The 20,137-nt window shown below is 69.9% G+C and carries 18 protein-coding genes; 9 read left to right on the forward strand and 9 right to left on the reverse strand.

The annotated features are described in order from the left end of the window. Nucleotides 1-9 precede the first annotated feature (9 nt). Nucleotides 10-633 carry a PAQR family membrane homeostasis protein TrhA gene (gene trhA, locus AC1RL8_RS11655; protein ID WP_492685384.1) on the reverse strand — a complete coding sequence of 208 codons (624 nt, stop codon included), beginning with the start codon at nucleotides 631-633 and terminating at the stop codon, nucleotides 10-12. Nucleotides 634-826: 193 nt separating this feature from the next. Here trhA and AC1RL8_RS11660 point away from each other — a divergent pair, with 193 nt between their 5' ends. Then, nucleotides 827-1,822: a sialic acid TRAP transporter substrate-binding protein SiaP gene (locus AC1RL8_RS11660; RefSeq protein ID WP_492685385.1), complete on the forward strand. Its 996-nt coding sequence runs from the start codon at nucleotides 827-829 to the stop codon at nucleotides 1,820-1,822. Here AC1RL8_RS11660 and AC1RL8_RS11665 read toward each other — a convergent pair. Further along, nucleotides 1,819-2,838, reverse strand: coding sequence for an AraC family transcriptional regulator (locus AC1RL8_RS11665; RefSeq protein WP_062475623.1), 1,020 nt, complete (start codon nucleotides 2,836-2,838; stop codon nucleotides 1,819-1,821). The two genes, AC1RL8_RS11660 and AC1RL8_RS11665, sit on opposite strands and share 4 nt — an antisense overlap. Before the next feature lie 140 nt (nucleotides 2,839-2,978). Here AC1RL8_RS11665 and AC1RL8_RS11670 point away from each other — a divergent pair, with 140 nt between their 5' ends. After that, a complete protein-coding gene (locus AC1RL8_RS11670) occupies nucleotides 2,979-3,770 on the forward strand; it encodes a crotonase/enoyl-CoA hydratase family protein (RefSeq protein ID WP_354347690.1) in 792 nt (263 codons plus the stop codon). A 9-nt stretch (nucleotides 3,771-3,779) separates the two neighbouring features. Here AC1RL8_RS11670 and AC1RL8_RS11675 read toward each other — a convergent pair whose 3' ends face one another. Next, nucleotides 3,780-5,204, reverse strand: a complete 1,425-nt coding sequence (locus AC1RL8_RS11675) for a GTPase/DUF3482 domain-containing protein (protein ID WP_492685386.1) — start codon at nucleotides 5,202-5,204, stop codon at nucleotides 3,780-3,782. After that, a complete protein-coding gene (locus tag AC1RL8_RS11680) occupies nucleotides 5,201-6,586 on the reverse strand; it encodes a DUF2868 domain-containing protein (protein ID WP_492685387.1) in 1,386 nt (461 codons plus the stop codon). The genes AC1RL8_RS11675 and AC1RL8_RS11680 overlap by 4 nt, the downstream gene beginning before the upstream one ends. Before the next feature lie 477 nt (nucleotides 6,587-7,063). Between AC1RL8_RS11680 and tssE the strand changes: the two genes are divergently transcribed. Beyond that, nucleotides 7,064-7,654, forward strand: a complete 591-nt coding sequence (gene tssE / locus AC1RL8_RS11685; RefSeq protein WP_083258999.1) for a type VI secretion system baseplate subunit TssE — start codon at nucleotides 7,064-7,066, stop codon at nucleotides 7,652-7,654. A 58-nt stretch (nucleotides 7,655-7,712) separates the two neighbouring features. Next, the gene (gene tssF / locus AC1RL8_RS11690; protein ID WP_492685388.1) at nucleotides 7,713-9,593 is read left to right on the forward strand and encodes a type VI secretion system baseplate subunit TssF; all 1,881 of its coding nucleotides are present in this window, start codon (nucleotides 7,713-7,715) and stop codon (nucleotides 9,591-9,593) included. Here the strand turns inward: tssF and AC1RL8_RS11695 are convergent. Beyond that, entirely contained in the window at nucleotides 9,590-10,183 is a 594-nt protein-coding gene (locus tag AC1RL8_RS11695; RefSeq protein WP_492685389.1) for a TetR/AcrR family transcriptional regulator, read from the reverse strand. The genes tssF and AC1RL8_RS11695 overlap by 4 nt on opposite strands. An 85-nt stretch (nucleotides 10,184-10,268) precedes the next feature. Between AC1RL8_RS11695 and AC1RL8_RS11700 the strand changes: the two genes are divergently transcribed. After that, entirely contained in the window at nucleotides 10,269-10,697 is a 429-nt protein-coding gene (locus tag AC1RL8_RS11700; protein ID WP_492685390.1) for a VOC family protein, read from the forward strand. Nucleotides 10,698-10,806: 109 nt separating this feature from the next. Here AC1RL8_RS11700 and AC1RL8_RS11705 read toward each other — a convergent pair whose 3' ends face one another. Beyond that, nucleotides 10,807-12,663, reverse strand: a complete 1,857-nt coding sequence (locus AC1RL8_RS11705) for an ABC transporter ATP-binding protein (RefSeq protein WP_492685391.1) — start codon at nucleotides 12,661-12,663, stop codon at nucleotides 10,807-10,809. Nucleotides 12,664-12,757: 94 nt separating this feature from the next. Further along, a complete protein-coding gene (locus AC1RL8_RS11710) occupies nucleotides 12,758-13,693 on the reverse strand; it encodes a LysR family transcriptional regulator (RefSeq protein ID WP_354347681.1) in 936 nt (311 codons plus the stop codon). A 100-nt stretch (nucleotides 13,694-13,793) separates the two neighbouring features. Between AC1RL8_RS11710 and AC1RL8_RS11715 the strand changes: the two genes are divergently transcribed. Continuing rightward, nucleotides 13,794-14,621, forward strand: a complete 828-nt coding sequence (locus AC1RL8_RS11715; protein ID WP_492685392.1) for a DODA-type extradiol aromatic ring-opening family dioxygenase — start codon at nucleotides 13,794-13,796, stop codon at nucleotides 14,619-14,621. Between the two features lie 29 nt (nucleotides 14,622-14,650). Further along, complete coding sequence (locus AC1RL8_RS11720) at nucleotides 14,651-15,529, forward strand: alpha/beta fold hydrolase (protein WP_492685393.1); 879 nt, start codon at nucleotides 14,651-14,653, stop codon at nucleotides 15,527-15,529. A 19-nt stretch (nucleotides 15,530-15,548) separates the two neighbouring features. Here AC1RL8_RS11720 and AC1RL8_RS11725 read toward each other — a convergent pair whose 3' ends face one another. After that, entirely contained in the window at nucleotides 15,549-16,553 is a 1,005-nt protein-coding gene (locus AC1RL8_RS11725) for a Bug family tripartite tricarboxylate transporter substrate binding protein (RefSeq protein WP_492685394.1), read from the reverse strand. Next, on the reverse strand, nucleotides 16,550-17,545 hold the full coding sequence (locus AC1RL8_RS11730) for a Bug family tripartite tricarboxylate transporter substrate binding protein (protein ID WP_492685395.1): 996 nt from the start codon (nucleotides 17,543-17,545) through the stop codon (nucleotides 16,550-16,552). Before AC1RL8_RS11730 ends, AC1RL8_RS11725 begins: the two co-directional genes overlap by 4 nt. Before the next feature lie 166 nt (nucleotides 17,546-17,711). On the opposite strand from AC1RL8_RS11730, the gene AC1RL8_RS11735 reads away from it, so the two are divergent. Both AC1RL8_RS11735 and AC1RL8_RS11740 read left to right on the forward strand, forming a co-directional pair. Then, nucleotides 17,712-19,166, forward strand: coding sequence for an FAD-dependent oxidoreductase (locus tag AC1RL8_RS11735; RefSeq protein WP_492685396.1), 1,455 nt, complete (start codon nucleotides 17,712-17,714; stop codon nucleotides 19,164-19,166). 90 nt (nucleotides 19,167-19,256) lie between these two features. Beyond that, complete coding sequence (locus AC1RL8_RS11740) at nucleotides 19,257-20,099, forward strand: IclR family transcriptional regulator (RefSeq protein WP_492685397.1); 843 nt, start codon at nucleotides 19,257-19,259, stop codon at nucleotides 20,097-20,099. Nucleotides 20,100-20,137: the final 38 nt, after the last annotated feature.

Here is a 20,137-nt window from a genome sequence, read left to right on the forward strand (position 1 = left end):
AAGCAGGCTTCAGAGCACGAACCACCCCACGGCCACGTAGTGGCTCGTGGTGCCGGCCAGCACGAACAGGTGCCAGGCGCCGTGCGCGTGGCGCAGCCCCCGCCGGTTGCGATAGAACACCGTGCCCACCGTGTAGAGCACGCCGCCCGCGACCAGCCAGGCCAGGCCGGTGGCGTGCAGCTTGGCCGCCAGCGGCGCGGCGGCCAGCACGCCGAGCCAGCCCATGCCGATGTACAGCGGCAGCGAGGGCTTCTTCGCCGTGCCGGTCTCGGCGGGTTTCAGCTCGCGCCAGATGCCGAAGCCCGCCGCGCTCCAGATCGCCGCAAGCAGCGGCCAGCCCCAGGGGCCTTGCAGCGTGACGAGCGCGAAGGGCGTGTAGGTGCCCGCGATGAGCAAAAAGATCGCGCAGTGGTCGGCGCGCTCCCACAGGCGCTTGCTGCGGCCGCGCGTGCTGTGAAAGAGCGTGGAGGCCGCGTACAGCGCCACGGCCGAGAGCGAGAACACCAGCCCGCCCGCGATGCGCGCCGGATCGCCCGTGGGCAGCGTCTTGGCGAGCAGCAGCGCGGCGGCCGGCAGCGCGAGCAGCAGGCCGAACAGGTGGCTGTAGCCGTTGAGTCGTTCGCCGGGGTACATGGGATGGATTGGAGTGGGCGCGTCGGGCGCCCGCGATCCTAGGCAACCGCCATGACTGCCCCGTGACCGGGCAAACCCTGTCTGGATTCTGGTTGCAAATGTTTACATTCAGCGGCCGGGATGCGTTCCCGACACCCGCCGCGTGCTTTGGCGCACCCGCGCCGGCGGGCCTTCTCACCGTGAGGGACTGCCGATGAAAAAAAGTTTGATGTCGTGGCGCCGGGCTGCTGTCCTGTGCGTCGCCATGGGGAGCGCCGCTGTCGCTTGTGCGCAAGTGCAGCAGTTCAAGTGGGGCCACATCTACGAGCCCGCGAGCATCTTTCACCAGCAGGCCGAACTGGCGGCGCGCAAGCTCGCCGAGCAGTCCGAGGGCAAGATCAAGATCGAGGTGGTGCCCGCCTCGAAGCTGGGGCAGGAGCGCGACTACGCGCTGATGCTGGCCAACGACTCCCTACAGATCGCCTACGTCGGCCAGGCCACGCTGGCCGAGGGCTATCCGCCGCTGGGCCTGGGCAGCTACCCCTTCGCCTTCAAGGACCTGGACCACGTGCGCAAGTACCTCGCGAGCCCGCTGCTCGCGGACCTGATGAAGGGCTACAACGAACGCAGCGGCAACCGCATGGTCGCGTCGGTCTACTACGGCGCGCGGCAGGTGACCTCGGGCAAGCCGCTGCAACGCCCCGAAGACTTTCGCGACCTGCGCCTGTACGTGCCCGACGCCGCGGCCTACCAGCTCTTCGCCACCGCGCTCGACGCCAAGCCCGTGTCGCTGCCGTTCAACAGCCTGTACGGCGCACTCAAGAAGAACGAGGTCGAGGCGCAGGAGCATCCGCTGGGCACGGTGCGCGCCAAGCAGCTGTACGAGGTGCAGAAGTACGTGCAGCTCACGGGCCACATCTACGACACGCTGGGCATCGTCATCGGCAAGGCCGCCTGGGCCCGGCTCACGCCGGCGCAGCAGGCGATGGTGGAGAAGACGCTGGCCGACACGGCCAAGTGGACCAATGTCGGCGTGATCGCCAGCGAGCTGGAAGACGAGCAGTTCCTGCGCGGCAAGGGCATGACGGTGCAGCCGGTCAACCGCCTGCCGCTGCTGGAGCGCGTGACGAAGCGCTCCACGCCCGAGCAGATGGGGGCGCGGCCGGGCGACTTCGCCAAATTGCAGGCGCTGGCCGGGGCGGCGAACTAACCCGCGCGCTGGCGGTAGCCGCGCGGCGTGCTGCCGGTCCACGTGCGAAACGCACGGTGGAAGGCCGGCGTGTTGTCGAAGCCGACCGAGGCGGCGATGCGGTCGATGGGCTCGCGCGTCTTCACGAGGCGCTGGATCGCGAGGTCGCGCCGCACCTCTTCCTTCAGCGCACGAAAGCTCGTGCCCTCTGCCGCGAGCTGGCGCGACAGCGCACGCTCCGACATGTGCACCGCGCGCGCCGCCGCGCCCAGCGTGGCGTCCGAGGCGAGGTGCGCGGCGACGAACTCGCGCACCGTGGCGCTGGTGGTGTCGTGGTCGAAGGTGACGAAGATCCAGTCGTCGGGCGCGCGGCGCACGAAGTCGAGCAGCTCGGCGCGCGTGCGCTGGAAGGTCTGGCGCAGCACCGGTTCGGCAAAGCGCACCGAAGATGTGTCTTGCTCGAACTGCAGCGGGCCGGGGAACAGGTTGGCGTACTCATCGAAGCGCGCCGGGCGCGGGAATGCAAAGCCGACGCCCAGCACCGGCAGCTGCCGCCCCATGAGCCACGAGGCCACGCCGTGGATCAGCTTGACCATCAGCGCATGGCCGAAGGGCGTGGTGGGCCGCGCGGCGGCTTCGGGGTGCGGCGCGATGGCGATCGTGGCCACGCCGTGGGCGCGCGTCATGCGCAGGCGGTGGTCGTCCAGCAGCAGGTTCCAGAAGCGCGTGAAGCGGTACATGGCGACCATCAGCGAGGGCGCATCAAGCAGGCTGAGCCCGAGGTACTTGAGCGCACCCGCGCGGATCGGGCGCGACCACAGGCCCAGCATCTCGTCGCCCATGAAGAGCGACACGCACTCGTACATGCGAACGAACTGCTCGCGCGTGACGCGCGCGCCGTCCTGGCGCAGCAGCTGCGGCGAGAGGCCGGCCTGCGCGGCCAGCAGGTCGATGTCGCGCGGGCTCAACTGGCGGCGCGCGCCGCTCAGCAGGTGCTGCAGGAAGCTGACGGCGACGGTGGCGCGCTCTGGCGGCATGACGGGTTCAAAAGACGGTTGGCGGAATCTGCAAATGAATGGGCGCGATCTGCAAGCAATGGCGCGGCGCCCAGGGCTATCGTAGCCCTGAAGCGCCCCATTCCGGTGGCGGAACCCGCAACAACCCAAGGAGCCCTGCCGTGATCGAACGGAACGTCACCCTGCACATGGACGAAGAGGTCGCCGTCGTGACCCTGAACCGTCCCGCCAAGCGCAACGCCATCGACGAGGCCACGCTGACCGCGCTGGACGCCGTGTTCAGCGCGCTGCCGCGCGAGGCCAAGGCCGTGGTGCTGACCGGCGCGGGGCCGCATTTCTGTGCCGGGCTCGACCTCAAGGAACACCACGACAAGGAGCGCACGGCGGTCGACTTCATGCGCGTGTGCCAGCGCTGGCACAGCACCTTCGACAAGATCCAGTACGGCGGCATCCCGGTGGTCGCGGCGCTGCACGGTGCGGTGGTCGGTGGCGGGCTGGAGCTGGCGGCGGCCACGCACGTGCGCGTGGCCGACCCGTCGACCTATTTCGCGCTGCCCGAGGGGCAGAAGGGCATCTTCACCGGCGGCGGCGCGACGGTGCGCGTGGCACGCATCATCACGCCGGGCCGCATGGTCGAGATGATGCTCACCGGCCGCGTGCTCGACGCCCGCGCCGGCAAGACACTGGGCCTGGCACACGAGATCGCCGCGCCCGGCGAGAGCCTGCGCGCCGCGATGGTGCTGGCCAAGCGCGTGGCGAAGAACGCGGCGCTGTCGAACTACGCGATGGTCACGTCGATCAGCCGCATCGCCGACATGTCGGCCACCGACGGCATGTTCGCCGAGTCGCTGATGGCGGCGGTGGTGCAGACCGGGGGGGAAGTGCAGACGCGGCTGGGGGCGTTCGTCGACAAGTCGCTGGCCAAGGTCACGCCCGAGCAGGTCGCGGGCTGAGGCGAGGCCTCAGGCGTCGAAGGCGCGCCGCAGTTCGCTCGACAGCGTGCCCGCCAGCGCCTCGCGCTGCGGCGCGGGGCGCCAGAAGCTGCGCGTGAGGGCGCCGGTCGACTCCCATTCGGGATGGCTGCGCGCGGGCTGCACGGCGCGCACGGCGCCGGCGGCTGCACGCATCAGCGTGTCGTCCTCGTCCGCCGACGGAGCCTCGGCCCGGATGCGCTCCACGGCCGCATGGCCGCGCCGCTCCAGCGCCTGCGCCAGCTGCAGTTGCCATGCCGCGAGCGTGAACAGCACGCTGTCTTCCACCGTGAGCTCGTGCATGTCGCGCAGCTTGTTGGCCAGCTTGCGCCCGAGCGGCCCCCAGCCCTGCGACACCGCGCCGCCGATGGCGCCGCCCAATGCCGCGCCCGCGCCCAGCGACAACCCCGCCACCGCGAGGTCGGCGACCACGCCCACGGCGGCGCCGATGACCGCGCCCTTGCCCAGGCGCAGGCCCGCGTCCTTCATCGCCTCGGGGTTGAAGAAGTCGAGCGTCCAGCGGCCTTCGATGATCGGCAGCGGCGCTTCGTCGGCGTCGTCCTGGCGAAAGCCGTAGAGCGCGAGCAGGTCGTCGGTGCAGCGCTGGGCCTTGTCGAACACGTCCTTCTGCACGCCGGCGACCAGCGCCTGGCGGCGCGTGGCGTCGGCGAACTCGGCGGCGGGCACGGTGCGGCGGATGGCCGCGGCGTCGACCAGCAGGTCCGCGATGCGCGTGCAGGCCGACTGGCGGCGCGCGTCGGCCTCGGCATCGAGCGCGTCGACCACGCCGCGCAGCGCGTCGCGGCGGTCGCGCAGCAGGGTGGCCAGGTCGTTGTAGAGGTCGTGCTCGGCGCCCACGAAAGGCGCCGCCGCATCGAAGCGCACCTGCACGTGCAGGCCGTAGGCCGAGAGCAGTTCTTTCCAGGCCGGCTCGCGGCTGGCGGCGTCGCGCACGAAGTTGAGCACCGGCAGCACCGGGCGCGCGCAGGAGTTCAGCAGTTCGATCTCGTCGCGAAACTTGGGCAGCACTGGCTCGCGCACGTCGATCACGAGAAAGGCGGCGTCGATGTCGAGCATCGCGCGCAGCACCTTGGCCTCCTGCTCGAACACGCCCTGCGCCTCGGGGCCCTGCAGGAAGCGGCGGATGCGCTCGGGCGGCGTGGCCTGCTGGGCGGCGTCGAGGCCGGCCAGGTGCTCGCGCAGCGCGACCGCGTCTTCCAGGCCCGGCGTGTCGAGGAAGCGCACGGCCGGCTGGCCGTTCACCTCGAGATCGACCGACTCGACATGGCGCGTGGTGCCGGGGCGCTGCGACACCTCGCCGAAGTTCACGCGCCGCGTGAGCGTGCGCAGCAGCGAGGTCTTGCCCGCGTTGGTGTGGCCGACGACGGCGATGCGGATCGGAGTCGGGGTGGTCATGCGGTGGCGGTGCCTTCCGTGAAGACGGCATGGAGCCGGTCGCTTGCGACCAGGTGGGCCAGCCCGGCGTCGCGCAGCCAGTCGCGCCAGCGCTGCGTGGCGGCGGCGTGGGGCGCGTCGGCCAGCCAGAGGCGGCATTCGCCGCAATGCGCCAGCACCTCGCGCAGGAAACGCTCGGTGCCACGGTCGGGGCTCGAGGCCGCGTGGCAGACCAGCAGCACGGTGCGCGGGTGGATTTGCGCGAGCTGGTCGAGCAGTGCGCGGCGTGCCGGCGCGCTGCCGTCGATGCGAACCGCCGATGCCGGCAGGCCGGCGGGCGGCCAGGGCAGGTCGGGCGGCAGTTCGAAGCCGACGACGAAGAGGCCGTCGTGCTGCTCGGAGGCCGGCAGGCCCGTGGGTGCGGCGGGGTGCGCACGGCCCGGGTCTGCATCGACGATGGCGGGCGGCGCCAGCGCGGCGAAACGGGCCAGCAGCTTGCGGTAGTAGGGCGCCTGCCAGTCGGGCTGCAGCGCGGGGCGGCGGTGGCGGCAGACGGCGGCGCTCAGCAGCACCAGCGCCAGGCGCGGCAGCAGGCCGTACACCGCGATGCAGCCGGTGAGCCACAGCGCCCAGGTGCGCTGGGCCGCAGCGACCGGCACCGCCGATTGCACGGTGGCCGCATCGGGCACGGGAAAGCCGAACTGCGCCGGCAGCCAACCCAGCGCCTGCACCACGCGCACGAAGAAGGTGGGTTCGAGGATGGTGGTTTCCCAGCTCAGCGTGTAGCTGCGAAAGGCGAGGGCGAACAGCATCGCGGCCAGCACCACGGTGAACGACAGCGCCCAGATGCCGTGGCTCACGAGCCCGAAGGCCCAGGGCAGCAGGCGCGCACGCGTGAGCAGCCCCGTGGCCGCGCGCACCAGCTGCGGCGCCTGGCCGCGCTGGCCGCCCGCCACGCGCGCCGTGAGCGACAGCCACAGCCAGCCCAGCGAAGCCGTGCCGAAGGTGCCCGACGGCAGCCACAGGCCGGCCAGCCACAAGAGCAGCGTGAGCGCATGCAGGCCCAGCAAGCTGACGAGCGCGACGATCACGTTGATGTGGCGGTCGTTGCCGCCGACCACCTGGCCGGCGAGGCCCAGCCCCGCGATCACGACCAGCGCCACCAGCGCCAGCAGCACCCACGGCGCCCATTGCCGGCCGCGCGCGAGTTCGGCCTGCAGGCCCATGCGCTCGCCGAGCTGGCGGGCGCGTTCAACGATGCGGGTGGGGCCGTCGGCTGCGCGCGAGGCCGCGGTGCGAAGGGCCGACGCGTCGTCGAGCGGGCCGTTCTGTTCGGTCCATCGGACCGCCTCGGTGATCACCGCATCCGGGAAAGCAGGTTCGCGCAGTGCGGTGGTGGTCAACAGGGTCCCTTCTTCTTCGCCAATGACGCCCCGGCGCAGCAAAGCGGCGGCGGGGCGCGCAAATTATGCCCGGCGCTTCGCGAGGTCCGGCGCACGGCCAACGGGGCCGCGAACGGCCCCGTTGCGCTGCGCGTGCAGCAAAAGAAAGGACGCGCGGTCGGCGGGTTTCAGCGCAGGCCGAAGAACGACAGCACGGCGACGACGACCACGACCAGGCCGACGATGTAGATGATGGAATTCACGCGAAGGCTCCTTGTGGTTGGCGATGACCCAGCATCGGGCGCCCGCCGGCGCGCGGGTGTCGGCGAGGGACGGTGCGTGCTGTAGGACTCGCGAAGCGCGCACACGGCGACAAATGCCCGAGATGGGCGTGGACGTGGGCGTGGGCGTGCACGCCCGGCCCGCTGTGTGACCATTGTTTGCAATGAGCGGCGGGCATCCACGCAAGACTCTGCCCCTTCCAGAAAAGGCCAGGTCATGCGGCTCACCGAGCAATCCCCGTTCACAGGTTCCCACCCCGCGCACCCCGGCGCCCGCGCGCCCCGCGGGCCCGATGCACCCGCCGCGCCACGCGTCAACGCGCAGCTGCTGCCCACGCTGTTCGACCGCCTGCGCGACGAGGCGCCCGGCCGCAGCGCCGAGCTGCCGTCCGAGTACACGGCCACGCCGGCCCGGATGCGCGAGATCATCCAGCGCGACCTGGCCCTGCTGTTCAACACCACCAACGCCGAAGACCTGATCGACCGCACGCGCCATGCCGACGCGGCGTCTTCCACCGTCAACTACGGCGTGCCGCCGCTGGCCGGCAGCTACCTGTCGGAGCGCAAGTGGGCGGACATCGAACGCATCATCCGCCGCGCCATCCGCGACTACGAGCCGCGCCTGATTCCCGACAGCGTGCAGGTGGTGCCGCTCATGAAGGAAGACGGCGCGGCCGAGGCCTACAACGTGCTGCTGTTCGAGATCCGCGCGCTCATCCACCTGAAGCCGTACCCGCTGGCGTTCACGGTGCAAAGCGCGGTCGATCTCGAGACCAACCGCATGCGCATCGTCGGCGCGGCGGACTGAAGCCTGTCTGTCTTTCATTTCTCCTTTACTTCAACCACGCCAGGGAAGGCTCACCGTCATGGACCCGCAACTCCTCGAGTACTACAACCGGGAACTCGTCTACATGCGCGAGGCGGCAAGCGAGTTCGCCGCCTCGCACCCCAAGATCGCACGCCGCCTGGGCATGCACGGCATCGAGGTGGCCGACCCGTACGTGGAGCGGCTCATCGAGTCGTTCAGCTTCATGTCGGCGCGCATGCAGATCAAGCTCGACGCCGAATTTCCGCGCTTCACGCAGCGCCTGCTCGAGGTGCTGTACCCCAACTACCTGAGCCCCACGCCGTCGATGGCCGTGGCGCAGCTGCACCCCAGCGTGAAGGAGGGCGACTTCACGCGCGGCTTCGTGGTGCCGCGCGGCACGGCCTTCCATGCGCGCGTGCCCGCGGGCGAGCAGACGCCGTGCGAGTTCCGCTCCAGCCAGGACGTGACGCTGTGGCCCTTCGAGATCGCCGAGGCCCGGCTTACCGGCGCACCGCCCGACATCCCGGCGCTGGAGCGCTACGTGCCGCCGCATGTGCAGGTGACGGGCGCGCTGCGCCTGCGGCTGCGCATCGTGGGCGAGATGGGCTTCTCGGCACTGTCGGGGCTCGACCGGCTGCCCATCTACCTGCGCGGCAACGAGCAGGTGGCGTCACACCTGTTCGAGCTGCTGCACACCTCGGCGGTCGCGACCTTCATTGGCGAGCCGGGCCAGCTGATGGACCGGCCGCACGTCGTGACCGAAGGCGCGCTGGTGCACGAAGGGCTGGGGCCGGGCGAAGGCCTGCTGCCGCTGGCGTGGAACACCTTCCACGGCCACAACCTCCTGCACGAGTACTTCGCGTGCCCCGAGCGCTTCTACTTCTTCACGCTCACGCAGCTCGCGCCGGGGCTGGCGCGCATTCCCGGCAAGGAGGTCGAGATCGTCGTGCTGCTGAGCAAGCCGCCCGGCGCGCTGGGGGCGCTGGTCGATGCGGCGCAGTTCGCGCTGTTCAGCACGCCGGTGGTCAACCTGTTCGAGCGGCGCACCGACCGCATCGAGCTCGACAGCGCGCAGACCGAGTTCCATCTCGTGCCCGACCGCTCGCGGCCGATGGACTTCGAGGTGTATTCGGTGCAGCGCATCACCGGCCAGCAGGCGCGTACCACGGCCGAGATCGACTTCCGCCCGCTCTACCAGACGCTCAACGAAGACGAAGGCAACCACGGCCGCTACTTCTCGGTGCGGCGCGAGCCGCGGCTGGTGTCCGAAACGGCGCGCAAGTACGGCACGCGCACGCCCTACATCGGCACCGAGGTGTTCCTGTCGCTGGTCGACCAGCAGGAGGCGCCGTACCCCGAGAGCCTGCGCTACCTGTCGGTGAAGGCGATGCTCACCAACCGCGACCTGCCGTGCCTCGTGCCGCGCAACGGGCAGGCCGACCTTGCTGTGGCCGATTCGATCCCGGTGTCGGCCGTGGGCCTCATCCGTGCGCCGAGCACGCCCAAGTCGCCGTTCGCACAGCGCGAGATCGCATGGCGGCTGATTCGCCAGCTGGGTTTCAACCACCTGCCGCTGGCCGACATGCCGCACCGCGAGGGCGCACAGGCACTGCGCGACATGCTGCGGCTGTTCGTCACCGCCGACAACGACGTGCTGCGCCGGCAGATCGACTGCCTCGTCGGCTCGCGCATCGAACCCGTGACGCGGCGCCTGCCGGGCGCGGGGCCGCTGATCTACGGGCGCGGCGTGCAGTGCACGCTGAGCGTCGATGAAGAAGGCTTCTCGGGCACGAGCCCGTACCTGCTGGGGCTGGTGCTGGAGCACTACCTGGCGCGGCACGTGAGCATCAACGTGTTCACGCAGACCACGCTCGAATCGATGCAGCGCGGCACGGTGGCCAAGTGGCCCGTGCGCATGGGCGGGCGAGGCGCGGTCTAGTTACTCTTGGGCGGGAGCGCCTGCTCCAGCAGCCACAGCATGGCCGCCCGCACCTTGGCGGCATCGGCACCGGCATCGATCTCCAGCGCCGCGCGGTCGAAGGCGGCCGACAGCAGGCGGGCGAGGGCGTCGAGCGACACCTCGCCGCGGCCCATGCCGGCGCGCGCCAGCCCCTGGCGCAGCGAGTTCGCCGAGGTGGCGTCGTCCATCGACATCATTTCCGCCAGGCCCAGCACGGCCGGCCCGTCGATCAGCAGCAGCCGGGTGCGCCCCGGCACCGTCATCGCCTTCAGGTAGGCCTCGCTGCCCACGAGCAGGGCCTCGCGCGGGCCGAGCTCGTCGGGCGTGGCGGCATCGATGTCGGCCGCGACCGCCTGCGCCTCGAGCAGCAACACCTGGCGGAACAGGTCGCGCTTGTCGTTGAAGTGGTGGTACAGCGCCCCGCGCGTGATGCCGGCGGTCATGGCGATCTCGGGCGTGGAGGTGTCACCGTAGCCCTTGCTGACGAAGAGCGTGCGGGCCGCCTCGGTCAGGGCGAGGCGGGTGGTTTCGGTGCGTTCGCGGTTGGTGCGTGCCGGGGTTTTGGCCATGACCCTAATTTACATGCAGTCTGTTTGTGGATTAATATTTAACTTACATGCAGTTTGTACGTTTTATCCACGAAGGAGCCATCCCATGAAAGTGACGAGCTATTACCCGGTGATCATGACCAACGACGTGGCCGGCACCGCGGCCTTCTACCAGGCGCATTTCGGGTTTGCGTCGCTGTTCACGACCGACTGGTACGTGCACCTGCAGCTGGCGGACGATGCCTCGGTGAACCTCGCCGTGCTCGACGGCACGCACAAGACCATTCCCGCCGAAGCGCGCGGGCAGGTGGCGGGCGGGCTGCTGCTGAACTTCGAGGTGGAAGACCCCGACGCGGTGCACGAGCGCCTGAAGGCGGCGGGCCTGCCGATCCTGCTGTCGCTGCGCGACGAGGCCTTCGGCCAGCGCCACTTCATCACGCGCGACCCGAACGGCGTGCTGATCGACATCATCAAGCCGATCCCGCCGTCGGGTGAATACGTCGCGCTGTACGAGGCCGGCACGTCGCCAAGCTAGGCTCTCCCCCAGGCTTCGCGCACTTCGTGTCGCTGCGCCAACCCCCTTCCGGGGGCAACACCTGCGGCCCGGCAAAGCCGGTTCCGCGGTGTTTCACGAAGGAGCCTTATCAGGCGCGCAGGGCTTCGTCTTCTTCGAGCCCGTCGCCCAGGAAGCCGCCGCTCTGGTGCGCCCACAGCCGCGCATACAGGCCGCCTTGGGCCATCAGCGTGCGGTGGTCGCCTTCTTCGACGACGCGGCCTTCGTCGAGCACGATGAGCCGGTCCATCGCGGCGATGGTCGAGAGCCGGTGCGCGATGGCGATCACGGTCTTGCCTTCCATCAGCGTGTACAGGCTCTGCTGGATCGCGGCTTCGACCTCGGAGTCGAGCGCGCTCGTGGCTTCGTCGAGCAGCAGGATCGGTGCATCTTTCAGCATCACGCGCGCGATGGCCACGCGTTGGCGCTGGCCGCCCGACAGCTTCACGCCGCGCTCGCCCACGTGCGCCTCGTAGCCGCGCCGTCCGCCCGCGTCGCCCAGCGTCTGGATGAAGTCGTGCGCCTCGGCACGCTTCGCAGCCGCTTCGATCTGCGCCAGCGTGGCGTCGGGCCGGCCGTAGGCGATGTTGTCGGCCACCGAGCGGTGCATGAGCGAGGTGTCCTGCGTGACCATGCCGATGTGCATGCGCAGCGAATCCTGCGTGACCTTCGAGATGTCCTGCCCGTCGATGAGGATGCGGCCGCTTTCCAGGTCATGGAAGCGCAGCAGCAGGTTCACCAGCGTCGACTTGCCGGCGCCCGAGCGACCGACCAGGCCGATCTTCTCGCCGGGCTTGACCACGAGGTTCAGGTCGTCGATCACGCGGCGGCCCGCGTCGCCATAACGGAAGCTCGCCTGCTCGAAGCGCACCTCGCCGTGCGGCACGTCGAGCACCGTGGCATGGGGCGCGTCGAGCACCGTGCGCGGGCGCGACAGCGTCTTCATGCCGTCCTGCACCGTGCCGATGTTCTCGAACAGGCTGGTCATCTCCCACATGATCCAGTGCGACATGCCCTGCAGCCGCAGCGCCATCGCCGTGGCGGCAGCCACCGCGCCCACGCCCACCGTGCCGTGCGACCACAGCCACAGCGCCATGCCCGCCATGCCGGCCGTGAGGCCCATGCTCAGCGTGTGGTTGACGATCTCGAAGGCGCTCACCAGCCGCATCTGGCCGTAGCCGGTCTTCATGAACTCGCGCATCGCGTCGCGCGCAAAGCCGGCCTCGCGCTGCGTGTGCGAGAACAGCTTGACGGTCGCGATGTTGGTGTAGGCGTCGGTCACGCGCCCGGTCATGAGCGCGCGCGCATCGGCCTGTGCCTTGCCGACCTTGCCCAGGCGCGGCACGAAGTACACCAGCGAGGCGATGTACAGCGCCAGCCAGATGACGAAGGGCCACACCAACTGCGCGTCGAGCACGCCCACCAGGATGATCATCGTGGCCACGTACACGCCCATGGCCACCAGCACGTCGGCCAGCACGAACACGGTCTCGCGCACGGCCAGCGCGGTCTGCATCACCTTGGCCGTGATGCGGCCCGCGAACTCGTCCTGGTAGAAGGCCATGCTCTGGCCCAGCATCAGGCGGTGGAAGTTCCAGCGCAGGCGCATCGGCAGGTTCACCGCCAGCGTCTGGTGCTTCACGATGGTCTGCAGCGCCACCACGCCGATGCTGATCACCAGGAACGCGGCCAGCCACAGCAGCGTGTCGCCGCGCTCGGCCCACAGCTTGGACGGCACCTGGCCGCCGAGCCAGTCGACGATGCGCCCGAGGATGGCGAACAGTGCGGCCTCGAAGGTCGACATCACCGCCGTGAGCACCGCCATCGCGGCGATCTTGCCGCGCACGCCGTGCGTGCAGGCCCACAGGAAGGCAAAGAAGCCCTGGGGCGGCAGCGTCGGTTCGGCGGCGGGGTACGGGGGAAGGAGTTTTTCGAAAAAGCGGAACAAGGAATCGGTCTCCAGCAGAGCCTTCGAATGTAGCCCTGCATGCATGACCTTGCCCCGAAAAGGTGCGTTCGTGGCCGGTGCCTTCAGCAACCCTTCAGCTGCGTCGTGTCTTGCTGTCGTCGGCGCGTGCTGCCTTTGTTTCCATGCCCCCCAGCCGCGCGCTCAGGAAGTCGATGAAAGTTCGCAGCTTGGGCGACATGTACTGCCGGCTCGTGTACACGGCGAACAGCGTGACCGGCGTGGCTTCGAACGCGGGCAGCAGCCGCACCAGCCGGCCTTGCGCCAGGTCGTCGTCGATGAGCCACACGGGCAGGTACGCAATGCCCATGTCGGCGCGCACCGCGTGCAGCGTGAGCGTGGTGTCGTCCGAGCGCATCGCGGGCGTGAGCCGCAGCGGGAACATGCGCCCGCCCGGTCCCTTGAGCGCGAGGTTGTCCAGGTTCACGTAGCTGGGCACGATCGCGCCCAGCTTCGCGAGGTCGGCCGGCACCGCGGGCAGGGCGCCGTGGCGCTTCAGGTAGGCCGGCGTGCCTGCAAGATGAAAGGGCACGCGGCACAGCGGCCGCGCGATGAGCGCGGGCGAGGGCTCCTGCGTGGCGCGCAGGGCCAGGTCGTAGCCGTCGGCCGCGAGATCGACCTTGCGGTTTTCCAGGTGCATGTCGACCAGCACTTCCGGGTACGCCGCGCGGTAGTCCGCCAGCACGCGCGCAAAACGCGGCGTGGCGCACCACACGGGCGCGCTCACCTTGAGCTGGCCGCGCGGTGCGTCGCTGGTCTGGCCGATGGCGGCCTCGGCCGCGTCGAGCAGGTCGAGTGCGCGGCGGCTCTGCTCGTACCAGGCGGTGCCGGCCTCGGTCAGGCTGAGGTGGCGGCTGGAGCGGTGCAGCAGCCGCGCACCCAGCGATTTCTCGAGCTGCGCCACGTGCTTGCTGGCCATCGGCGCCGACAGGCCCAGGCGCTCGGCCGCCGCCACGAAGCTGCCGGCCTCGACGACCTCGCGGAACACGCGCAGGCTGGTCATGCGGTCCATCGATGATTTCCTGTGAAGAAAGGATTCGATGCATCGTAGCCTGTCGATTTCCTGAAAGGAAATGTCTACAGTCGATCCAACGCCTTCAAGGAGCATCGACTTGACCCACGACACCAACACGCTTTCCCGCCTGCCCACGTACTTCATCTCGCACGGCGGCGGCCCCTGGCCCTGGATGAAGAAGGAGATGGGCGCCACCTACGACCAGCTCGCCGCCTCGCTGGCCGACATGCCGCGCCAGATCGGCCGCACGCCGGCGGCCATCCTCATGGTCTCGGCGCACTGGGAATCGCCCGTGTTCACCGTGCAGGGCAACCCGCGCCCGCCCATGATCTACGACTACGGCGGCTTTCCGGCCCACACCTACGAGGTGCGCTACGCCTCGCCCGGTTCGCCCGAACTCGCGCAGCGCGTGCAATCGCTGATCGCCGCCGCCGGCCTGCCGGCGCAGATCGACCCCGAGCGCGGCTACGACCACGGCATGTTCTCGCCGATGGCCGCGATGTACCCGAACGCCGAGGTGCCGGTGGTGCAGCTGTCGCTGCGGCGGGGGCTCGACCCGGCCGAGCACCTGGCGCTGGGCCGCGCCATCGCGCCGCTGCGTGACGAGAACGTGCTCATCGTCGGCAGCGGCCTGAGCTATCACAACCTGCGCAACTTCGGCCCCCAGGCGCACGGCGTGTCCAAGGCCTTCGGCGACTGGCTCGACGAAACCGCTGTGCAGGCCACGCCGCAGGCGCGCGTGCAGCGCCTGCAGGACTGGGCCTCGGCTCCGTCGGCGCGCATGGCGCACCCGCGCGAGGAGCACCTGATTCCGCTGATGGTCGCGGTCGGCGCGGCCGAGGGCGATGTCGGCGAGCGCGTCTACCACGAGGACGACTTCATGGGCGGGCTCGTGGTGTCGAGCTACCGGTTCGGCGCGGCGTGAGGCTGCGGGCCGCGCGGCAGAATGAAGCCATGCCCACGCCCGCTCTTCCCACCCCCGACGAATCCGCCGAAGCCCGGCGCCAGATCGCCCGCATCGAAGCCCTGTCCACCTCGCACGAACTGGTGCACGACGGCGTGCGCGTGCGCTGGCGCCGCTTCGGCACCGACACGACGCAGCCGCCCATCGTGCTGCTGCACGGCGGCCACGGCAGCTGGATGCACTGGCTGCGCAATGCCGAGGCGCTGTCGGCGCAGCGCACGCTGCTCCTGCCCGACATGCCCGGCTTTCATAATTCCGACGCGCTGCCGCGCGTGGCGCCCGGCGAAGACGCGCTGGTGCCGCTCCTGGCCGCGCTCGGCGGCACGCTCGATGCGCTCATCGGCGCCGGCACGCCCATCGACCTGGGCGGCTTCTCGTTCGGCGGGCTCACCGCCGCGCGCTTCGCGGTGCGGCGCGGCGCGATCCGCCGGCTGGCGCTGATGGGCAGCGGCGGCCATGGCACCTTGCGCCGCATGACGGTCGAGATGATCAACTGGCGCGCCGCCCCCGACCGCGAGACCGAGCGCGCCGCGCTCATGCACAACCTGGGCGCGCTGATGCTGCACGCGCCCGCCGCCATCGACCCGCTGGCCTTCGAGATCCACGACCTCTCGTGCCACGGCACGCGCTTTCGCAGCAAGGAGGTGTCGCTCTCGGGCGGGCTGCAGGCCGCGATCGACGCGCTGGGCGTGCCGACGCTGCTGCTGTGGGGCGAGTTCGATGTCACCGCCGACTCGCGTCCGCTGGTGGCGCAACTGGCCAGCGAAGGCCCCGGCCGCGAAGGCGTGGTGATCGACGGCGCGGGGCACTGGGTGCAGTACGAGCGCGCCGACGAGACCAACGCGCGGCTGCTGAAGTTCTTCGGCTGAACTTCGCAGCCACTCCTGGCTACTGCTTCGTGAGGCCGAGCTTGCGGATCGTCTCGGCCCACTGGTCGTAGGTCGTGCGCGTCAGGTCGGCCAGTTGCTGCGGGGTCGACGATTCGGCCTCGTACGCACCCTGGCGGAAGAAGTCGCGCGTGGCCGGCATCGCCAGCACCTGCGCCAGCGCGGCATTGAGCTTGGCGACCACCGGCGCCGGCATGCGCGCCGGGCCGTAGAAGCCGAGCCAGCTCGCCATGTCGACGCCGTTCACGCCTTGCTCGCTCATCGTGGGCACGTCGGGCAGCATCGCGCTGCGTTTAGGTGCCGCCACCGCGAGCATGCGCACCTTGCCGGTGGCCGTGTTCTGGATGGCGTTGGGCGCCGCGTCGAAGTAGTACTGCACGCGGCCCGCGAGGAAGTCCTTCGCCGCATCGGCGCCGCCCTTGTAGGGTACGTGCACGACGTCGAGCCCGGCCTGCCGCGCGAAGGCCTCGCCGTAGATGTGCGACGAGGTGCCGGTGCCGAACGAGGCGTAGCTCATCTTCCCCGGGTTGGCCTTGATGTACGCCACCAGCTCCTGCACGTTGCGCGCCGGCACGCTCGCGTGCACCGTCAGCACCAGCGGGCCGCGCGCACCGAGCGAGATGGGCGTGAGGTCCTTGAACGGGTCGTAGCGCACCTGCGCCAGCGTCTGCGGGTTCTGCGCCACCACGGAAGAGGGGGCGTACATGAAGGTGTAGCCGTCGGGCGCCGCGCGGATCACTTCCTCGGTCGCGAGGATGAAGCTCGCGCCCGGGCGGTTCTCCACGATGACCGGCGTCTGCAGCACCTCGCCGAGCTTGTTGGCGACGAAGCGCGCCTGCGCGTCGGAGGCGCCGCCGGCCGCCAGGCCGAGCACGATGCGGATGCTGCGGCCCTTGACCGGAAAGTCCGCCGGTGAGGCTGCGAATGAAGACAGCGGCAGGGCGATCGCGCCCAGCGCAAGCCATGCGGCCGCGCTGCGTCGGGTGATGAAAGAAGAAGGGCTCATTGCTTGGCCAAGCCTACCTGCTGCACCATCGCGCCCCAGCGCTCGTAGGTCGTGCGCGTGATGCCGGCGAATTCTTCCGGCGTCGTCGCACCGGCTTCGTAGCCGCCCGTGCGATAGAACTCGCGCACCTGCGGCATCGCCAGCACCTGCGTGAGCGCCGCGTTGAGCTTTGCGACCACCGGCGCCGGCATGCGCGCCGGCCCGTAGAAGCCGAGCCAGCTCGGCAGGTCCAGCCCTGCGTAGCCTTGTTCGGCGAAGGTGGGCACGTCGGGCAGCGCCGGGATGCGCGCATTCGCCGCGATGGCCAGCACCTTCACCTTGCCCGTGGCCGAGGTGATGATGGCCGACGAAGCCGAGTCGAACATGTACTGCACACGCCCGCCGATCAGGTCCTTGGCCGCGTCCGAGCCGCCCTTGTAGGGGATGTGCACCGCATCGACGCCGGTCTTCTTCACGAAGGCCTCGCCGTAGATGTGCGACGAGGTGCCCGCGCCGAACGAGGCGTAGCTCACCTTGCCGGGGTTCGCCTTCACGTAGGCCACGAGTTCCTTCACGTTGTGGGCCGGTACCGAGGTGCTGACCGACAGCACCAGCGGCCCGCGCCCGCCCATCGAGATGGGGGTGAAGTCCTTGAACGGGTCGTAGGGCACCTGCGCGAAGGTGTGCGGGTTCTGCGCCATCGTGGACGAGGGCGCGTACAGCAGCGTGTAGCCGTCGGGCAGCGCGCGCGACACCTCGTTGGCCGCGAGCATGGTGCTGGCGCCGGGCTTGTTGTCGACGATCACGCTGGTGCCCAGCACCTCGCCGAGCTTCTGCGCCACGATGCGCGCCTGCGCGTCGGTGCCGCCGCCGGCGGTGAAGCCCACGACGATGCGGATCGGTTTGTTGCGCGCCGGAAAGTCCTGCGCGAACGCGAGCGGCGCCAGGCCCAGCAAGGCCGCGGCGCCGAGGGCCGAGCCGAATGCACGGCGGGTGCCGTTGAGTTTCTTCATCGATGTCTCCGTTGGAATGTTCTCCTGATATTGATTTAGAAAGTCATAAAAATCCAGATTGACTAGGGAATACCCCGAACAATGGCCTTTTCACGGCTTTTGCGTTTGACAAAATGAACATTGAAATCAAAATACGACGAAACAGCCAATCCAAGACACCCATCTCATGAAAACTGTCGTCCGCACCGACGAGCGCATCCTGTCCTCCGACATCTTCGACCGCGACAGCCGCGTCAAGCGCCCTGACCACGGCAGCTGGGCCGAGCCCGGCAAGAACATTCCGGTCTATCACCGCTGCGGCGTGCTGGTGGTCGGCGGCGGCCCGTCGGGCACCGCCGCTGCCGCTGCCGCCGCCCGTGCGGGTGCCGACGTGGCACTGCTCGAGCGCTACAACCACCTGGGCGGCTTGTCGACCGGCGGCCTCGTGATCTGGATCGACCGCATGACCGACTGGGAAGGCAAGCTGGTGATCCGCGGTTTTGCCGAAGAACTGTTCGACCGCCTGCCGGCCGACGCCATCGCCGGCCCGCAGCGCGCGGACTGGGGCTCGCAGGACGTGGCCAAGGCCGCGCACTGGTCGCAGCGCACGGCCGCCTACCACGGCATCGTCACCTGGTCGCCCACCATCGACCCCGAGCGCCTGAAGCTGCTCTCGCAGGAGATCGTGCTGGAGCGCAAGGTCAAGCTCATCTACCACTCGTGGGCCGCCATCCCGATCGTGCAGGACGGTGCCGTCAAGGGCGTGGTCTTCGAGAGCAAGGAAGGCCGCATGGCCATCATGGCTGACGTGGTGGTCGATGCCACCGGCGACGGCGACCTGTTCGCCCGCGCCGGCGCCGCCTACGTGAACGACATCGAAGAGGCCGACGTGCACCACTGCATGAACACCTCGTGGCTCTTCGGCGGCGTGGACATGAACCGCTGGATCGACTTCAAGGCCGGCCAGCCCGAGGCCTTCGCCGGCTTCATGGCGCGCGGACGCGAGCAGCTCGGCCTCTTCGAGCGGCCCTTCGTCTCGTGGCGCAACGACGTGGCGCTCTTCATGGGGCCGCGCCAGTCGGGCTACTCGGCGCTCGACGTGGACGACCTCACGGCCGTCGAAGTGCGCTCGCACCGCGCCATGGCTGCGCACCTCGATTACTTCAAGGCGCACGCGCCCGGCTTCGAGGATGCCTACCTGATGCTGAGCGCGCCGCAGATCGGCGTGCGCCATGCGCGGCGCCTCACCGGCGTGGGCGCGGTGCTGCGCAGCCAGTGGCCCGACGGCGTGGCGCTGGCGGACGAGATCGGCGTGACGCCCGCGGTGTCGCCGAAATTCCCGAACATCTCCATTCCCTATGGCGCGCTGGTGCCGCAGCAGCTCGACGGCCTCGTGGCGTGCGGGCGCCACATCTCGTGCGACCGCAACTCGCACGGCTTCATGCGCGAGATTCCGCAGTGCTGGATCACCGGGCAGGCGGCGGGCGTGGCGGCGGCGCTGGCGTCGCAGGGCGGCATCGCGCCGCGCTTCGTCGATGTCGGCGCGCTGCAGTCCGCGCTGCTGGCGCAGGGCGTGTACCTGCGGGCCGGGGCTGAAGGCGGGCAGGGCGCGGCCTCCGTCGCGGCCGAAGCCAGCGCCTGACCCGGCTCCTTTTTTGCCATGAACCCGGCCGACCTCCTTTCGCGAGCCTCTACATTGCAGAGTCTTGCAAAGCGTTCAAAGGGTCCTTCCATGTCCACCGATAAAAACGACAGCTCTCTTTCCGCGGCCGATGCGTCCGATGCGCGCGGCGAACGTTCCGACACCGTGAGTGCGCTGGAGCGCGGCATCTCGGTGCTGCGCTGCTTCAGCGAAGACCGCCCCGTGCTCGGCCACGCCGACGTCGCGCGCATCACCGGCATTCCGCGCCCCACGGTCAACCGGCTGGTCGCGACGCTGCTCTCGCTGGGCATGCTCAAGCCCGCGCAGGCGCCCGACCGCTTCATGCTCGGCCCCGGCGTGGTGTCGCTCTCGCGCGTGTTCCTCGGCAGCCTCGATGTGCGCGCCGCCGCGCGGCCCAGCATGCAGGCGATGGCGGAGGAGGTCGGCGCTTCTGTCTACCTCGCCGTGCGCGACGGCATGGAGATGGTGCTGATCGAAGCCTGCCGCCCGCGTTCGTCGATGCTTTCGGCGCGGCTCGACGTAGGTTCGCGCGCGCCGCTGCCGAACTCGGCGCTCGGCCGCGCGTACCTCTCGGCGCTGCCCGACGCGCAGCGCAACCAGCTGGTCGATTCGATGCGCCTGCTGCGCGGCCCCGAGTGGGACGGCATCGCCGCGCCCATGACGCGCGCCATCGGCGAAGCCAAGCGGCTGGGCTACTGCCTCTCGCTGGGCGAATTCCACCGCGAGATCAACTCGGTGTCGGTGCCGCTCATCGGCCCCGACGGCGAGGTGATGGCGCTCAACGGCGGCGGCGCCGCCTTCGTGTTCACCGAAGACAGATTGCGCAACGAACTCGCACCACGCCTGCACGACATCGCGCTCACCATTGCGCGCGACATCGGCGGCCACGTGCCTTCACCCTCGCCGGGTTAGCCGCCCGGCCGGGGACCCTTCCCCACGATAGAAGAACG

Source organism: Variovorax sp. GW822-FHT04E09, assembly GCF_058800845.1.